This window comes from Micromonospora sp. NPDC050980, assembly GCF_040653835.1.
Lineage (GTDB): Bacteria > Actinomycetota > Actinomycetes > Mycobacteriales > Micromonosporaceae > Micromonospora.
This window is the reverse complement of record NZ_JBFAGS010000055.1, coordinates 1-5,262: the sequence shown is the minus strand read 5'-3', so window position 1 is coordinate 5,262 and position 5,262 is coordinate 1. Positions and strand designations below refer to the sequence as shown.

Below are 5,262 nucleotides of genomic sequence, written 5' to 3'. Positions count from 1 at the left end.
CCTCGATCTCCACGCCCATGACGGCGACTCTATCGAGCCAACAAGGCAGCACCGGCACAACCCGTCATGGACATGTCCACGACGCGAAAGACCAGGTCAACCTCACGGCCAGCTCACAAGCTCCGGATAACGGCGACGCCGACAAGGTGCCAGTACGACACCCACGCGGCGATGACGGCGATGACCGCCGCTGCGGTAACGCGGATCGCGCCGAGGTGCCAGCGGTGGTGAGGAACGCGGGAGATCAGCTCGACGGTGAGCAGGAGCGCCAGAGGCGGCCAGGCGGCGATGATCTGGCTGATCGGGTTCGGTCGGGCGTGTAGAACGTTCGCGGCAACTGACGCGGCGACGCCCAAGACGAGGGTTGCCCGCACCGCCCACCGCAGCCTGCGTAACCGCCTGTCGTCGGCGCTGCCGGCGCCGACGGGTGTACCCGGCCCGATGTCCGGATGAGCGGCGCCGCTCACGTGGACGCCCGACCGTCGGAGGAGCGTGGGCCGCGCCGTGAGCGCACCTCGGCGATGAGCCGGTCGGCGAGGGTGAGCGTGTCGTCGGTGGGCTCGGCGTCGATCTCACTGAGTCGTTGGGTCAGGGTCCGGCGCAGCATACGGATGGCATCGAGGTCACCCAGGGCGGCGTGGGCGCGCATCGCCCGCTGATACAGCTCCTCGTTGTAGGGATGGTGAGGCAGAGCGGTGGCGTAGACGGCGGCCTGCTGATCGGGCTCGTCGGCGAGGTCATCGGTGAGGGCGGTGACGGTGTCGAGAGCTTCGCGTTGCACGGCATGCCGGTGAGGGTCGAGCCATTCGTAGTCGCAGCCTTCGGCCAGGGGTCGGTAACCCTCGACGGCGCGTCGCAGAGCCTGCACGCGATCGGATCGACTGGTAGTGACGCTCCGCGCTGCGCGCAGCCGCCACAGGTCGATGTCGAAGGTGTCGGGGTTGAGCTGGTAGCGGTGGTCAGGGCGGATGAGATAGGTGCCGGGCCCGGCATGATGACGCAGCACGGCGCGCAGGTCGGAGGCATAGGTGTGCAGCCGGTGCGTGGCTTTGCTGGCGGGAGCGTCGGGCAGAAGGTCTTCGAGGATCGCCTCGGCCGCGGCGGCGCCGTCACAGACGGCGAGGTACACGAGCAGTTCCATCGACTTAGCGCGTAGGGCGCGCGGATGGTTGGTGCCGAGGATGGTCGGCGGGCCGAGCACCGTCACCTCGACCCGGTCGCGGTGCACCTCGGCCGAGCCAGCGCCTGACGCGTCGTCCGTGAGCGGCCCGATGGCAGGGGCGCTGTCGTGGTCGTGGGTTCCGCTGTTCGCGTTGGAGGGTCCGTCAGCGCCCGTCTGCGCCGTGCTGTCTTCGTTGACAGGCCGATCAGCGGTCGGTGAACTGGAGCTGTCGATGTGCGGCTTCGAAGAGGTCTCCGCGTCGTGTTCGTCGGGGCCGACGAACTCCTGGTCGGTGCTCTCGCCGGCCGGCTCTGGGGCGTCCGCTATCTCGGCGGGGGCCACGGCTGTCGCGGGCCCGGGCTCCGGTGGCGTCTCGATGGGTGCGGGTGCCGGCATCTGGCCGGTGTGGGACTCCGCGAGGGTCGTGAGCAGGTCGACGGTTTCGGTGGGGTCGAGGATGGCGAGGCGGCCGACGTCGGCCGGGTGGGGGCCGTGGCGGGCGTCGCCGTCGGCGCGAGTGACGGTGCCGTCGGCGGCGACGACGGCGGTGTCGCCGTCGGGCCACGCGCCCAGGAGCACGCCGTGGATGTCCAGGCGTTGGCCTTGGGCCAGCAGCGCGGCGATGCGGGCGCGTTCGTGGCGGCCGGTCGCGTCGGCGAGCAGCATCACCGGCGCCAGGGGTTCCTCGAAGGGGTCGGCGGTGCGCAGTTCGGCGATGGTGTCGACTTCGTGCTGGTAGGCCAGCCGGGTGCGATGCAGGGTTTGTTCCTCGAGGATTTCCAGGGCGTCGTCGAGGTCGGCGGCGACGGTCAGGCGGGGGGTGCGGGGCAGGTTGACGGCGGCGGCGCCCAGGAGGGTCGCGGCGGTGGTTGCGGGGATGACTACCTGGGTGCGGGCGTCGGGGTGTTCCGCCGCGCCGGCGGCGAGGGCGGCGGTGAGGAAGCCGCGGGCGGCGGCTTCCGCGCTGGGCCCCGTGAGGCCCAACCCTGCCGGAGGCCACACGGCCGACAGCGGGTGGGCGAGTGCCGGTGCCACCGGTTCACCGTCGGAGGCGTCATCACCAGCGGTGGCGGCCTGTGCGGGGTTGGCTTCGCGGACGGCATCGGCTTCACCGGTGTGGGCCTCGTCGGTCTGCGGGGACGGGCCCTTCTTCTCGTCGGCTGGGCTGTCGAGGGGTGGGGCGTCGGTGGTGGTCGCCGCGTCGCGCAGGCCACGGCGGATCTGGCGGACCACGCGGGGCATGGGCGCCGGATCGGGGTCCGCCGTGGGGTGCTGTGCCGGCGGCTTGCGGGCGCGGTAACGGCGCTGTCGGTGTGCCCACACGAGGGCCACCGCAGCGGCGATGGCGAGCGCAAGCCCGCCATCGATCCAGCTGCCGGTTGGCAGGGACACGCCGTGGCCCGGGCGGGCCGTCCTGTCAGTGTCCGAGATGGTGGGGTGTGCGGCGGTGGCATCGGCGGAGGGCGTCGGGGTAATGCTGGTGGGTGTCGGACTGCTCGTAGGCGCAGTTGTGGGCGCAGCGGAAACCTGCGGATCGGAATGCGCGGACGGCTGGTCAGCTGGCGGGACGGCGGCTGTGGTCTCTGGTGCTGGCGTGCGCGGCGCAGGAGGCGTGGAAGCTGGGGACCGGGGTTTCTGCCCGGCGGGTGGGGTGGCGTCGGTGGGCAGGTCCAGTGCCCAGCCGGGGAAGATCACGTTCGGGTTGCGTAGCGTGCCGCCGACGTCGGCGAAGTGAGTGCCCCGGTTGAGGGCGAAGATTTCCGGCCATCGGTTAGCGTCGCCGAGCCACTGCTCGGCGATCTTCGACAGAGTGTCACCGCGCTTGACGGTGTGCACGTACTCGTGGCCGTTCGCCACCAGGGTGACCTTGCCCTCGGCCAGCCTCCGATCGGGTGTCGCGCTTGCCGGCGACACCTTGGTGCTGTCGGCCGGTAGAGACTCGTGGTGCGCGACAGCCGCTGTGGCCGCGGCGACGCCGGAGGCGCCCGGGTGGGCCTGGGCGGGACCGGCGAGGGGTGGACTGGCGGCCTGCGCGGCAGTGGCCAGCACCCCGCCGGTGATCATGGCGATGAGAAGCGCGGCAAGGCCCCGGGCTGGGGTCAGAGCGCGCGGTTGAGGCAACCGACGGCCGGTGACGGCGGCGGCGAGTTCGGCAAGCACGGACCAGGCGAACGAGGCCCAGGCGGCCCAGAGCAGCGCGGTGACGACCGCGCCGATCATCTCGTCGGTCAGCGGGCTGGTCAGCACGGTGGTGACGGCGTGCCAGGTGGGCGGCTGATCGGGCAGCGGCGGGTCGAGGTAGCGCAGCAGCGCGTACGGCGGGCCGACGAGCAGCAGCGCCAGGGCTGCGCCGCCGTAGGCGCGGCGGACGGCGGCGGTCAACGTCGCGATCACAATGGCAACCTCCCGGGGCGTAGGCGTCGACGTGGGCTTACGTGGCGGTGGTGACGCCGGTAGCGGGCGTGGCCGTGGCCGTGGCCGTTACCGGGATGGCGGTGATGCCGACGAGGTGCAGCAGCTGTGTGCGGTGCTGGGTGGTGACCGTGACGGTGACCTGCTCGGTGGTGGCCGTTACCGCGCCGGGTTGGCCGGCTTGGGCGAGGAAGGCCCGTGCGGCGATGGTCGCGGCGCTCGGATCGAGTCGCACCATTCCGTTGCTACGGTGCAGACCGAGGTCGATCTGCCCGGCGCCGGCGCGTGCGGCGGCCTGAGCGGTGTCGTACGCCGACACCTTGGTGGCCATGGCCATCCCCTCGTCGAAGACGAGGCCGGCGAGAATGAGCACGATCAAGGTCCCCACAACGGTCCAGGGGGTAATCTGTCCCCGGTCATCACGGCGGGTGCGACCTGCCCATACGGCAAAGCGGGCCCTCACGGTTGTGTCCGGAACGGGTCCAGGGGCTGGCGGGAGGTCGCGGAGATCGTCACGGCGCCAGGCACGCCTAGTCCGTAGAGATCCTCGAGCCGGACGCTGCATGTCACGGTCGCACTGACCTGTCCACCGGGGACGAACGCGCCGGGGTCGACGGTGACCGTCGAGCGTTGGCAGGGCACCCCGCGTCCGGTGAGCGTGAACGAGGCCGCGTCGCCACCGGCGAGCCGGGAACCGGCGGGCGTGGAGGCCAGGGATGCCTGCCGCGCCGCAGCCGCGGCGGCGGAGCGCACGTCGATCGCGGCAGATGCCAGACGCAGACACGCCACGACGGCGAGGACGGCCAGGACCATCAGCGGGACGTAGCCGAGCACCATCTCCACGCTGACCGAGCCGCGATCATTGCGCGACCCGGCGCGCCAGCGAAGGCGTGGGCGGTTGGCAGAGGTTCGAATAGTCACCGCGCTGCTCCCTTGCTTCTGCCCGAGTTCTTGGGTGGTTAGTCGGTGTCTGTTGGCCGGAACCGTTCGACGGGAGCGCCGACCCTGGTGCTGACCGGCAGGCGCAGCCCCGGCACCACCGCGACGGCCCGGCCGGACACCGCGACGGTGGCCGTGTCGGCGGTGCGGTCCACGGACACCCGCGCGTCGGTGACGGCGCGGCCGGCGACCTGCTCGAGCACGGCGGTGGCGTCGGCATGTCCGGTGGCGGCGGTGCCGCCGGACACCCGGGTGGTCTGCAGGGCGTGGTTGGCGGCGTGCTGCACGCCCAGCTGCGCCAGCGCCCACAGGGCCAGCTGCACGCCGAGCAGGATGAGCAGGAACAGCAGCGGGGCGTAGAGAACCACCTCGGTGCTCACCGATCCGCGGTCTCTGGCGTGCCGACTGCACCTCTGCCCTGGCGCTCTGATGGCTGTCACAGGCTGATGCCGTTGATCTTGCTGAGGATTTTGGAGCGGAAGACGCCGTAGACGGCCAGGACGAGGGTGACTAGCAGGGCGATCCACATGACCTTCTCGGTGGTCTCGCTGCCCCGCTCACCGCTGTCGCGTAGCCGGCGGAGCCGGTCGGTCATCGTCAGATGCAGCATGGTCAGCAGGGCGAACAGCTTACTCAGTCCCATGGTCGGCCTCCTGTCGGTAACGCCGTGGGTTCTTCCACGGCTTGCTGGTGAAACGTCGGTCGAGGTCGAGGTGGTAGGCGCTGGTTGCCTCGCGGTGCCACCGTTG

Annotated in this window: 5 protein-coding genes and 1 pseudogene; all 6 read right to left on the bottom strand. The window is 71.4% G+C overall.

Features of this window, described 5'->3' with window-relative positions; genetic code table 11:
- Positions 1-134: 134 nt before the first annotated feature.
- Positions 135-443 (bottom strand): annotated as a pseudogene (locus AB0H28_RS29850) (hypothetical protein); the annotation flags it as partial.
- Positions 444-463: 20 nt separating this feature from the next.
- Complete coding sequence (locus AB0H28_RS29845; protein WP_358047418.1) at positions 464-3,556, bottom strand: BTAD domain-containing putative transcriptional regulator; 3,093 nt, start codon at positions 3,554-3,556, stop codon at positions 464-466.
- 37 nt (positions 3,557-3,593) lie between these two features.
- On the bottom strand, positions 3,594-4,037 hold the full coding sequence (locus AB0H28_RS29840; RefSeq protein WP_358047415.1) for a pilus assembly protein TadG-related protein: 444 nt from the start codon (positions 4,035-4,037) through the stop codon (positions 3,594-3,596).
- A complete protein-coding gene (locus tag AB0H28_RS29835; RefSeq protein ID WP_358047421.1) occupies positions 4,034-4,411 on the bottom strand; it encodes a TadE family protein in 378 nt (125 codons plus the stop codon). The genes AB0H28_RS29840 and AB0H28_RS29835 overlap by 4 nt, the downstream gene beginning before the upstream one ends.
- A gap of 122 nt (positions 4,412-4,533) precedes the next feature.
- Entirely contained in the window at positions 4,534-4,893 is a 360-nt protein-coding gene (locus AB0H28_RS29830; protein ID WP_358047412.1) for a TadE/TadG family type IV pilus assembly protein, read from the bottom strand.
- Between the two features lie 56 nt (positions 4,894-4,949).
- Positions 4,950-5,156, bottom strand: a complete 207-nt coding sequence (locus AB0H28_RS29825) for a hypothetical protein (RefSeq protein WP_358047409.1) — start codon at positions 5,154-5,156, stop codon at positions 4,950-4,952.
- Between the last annotated feature and the right edge of the window lie 106 nt (positions 5,157-5,262).

Bases quoted from the DNA above. Each gene is read 5' to 3' on its own strand.
- AB0H28_RS29825 (WP_358047409.1), bottom strand. From the start codon at position 5,156: ATGGGACTGAGTAAGCTGTTCGCCCTGCTGACCATGCTGCATCTGACG.
- AB0H28_RS29835 (WP_358047421.1), bottom strand. From the start codon at position 4,411: ATGGTGCTCGGCTACGTCCCGCTGATGGTCCTGGCCGTCCTCGCCGTC.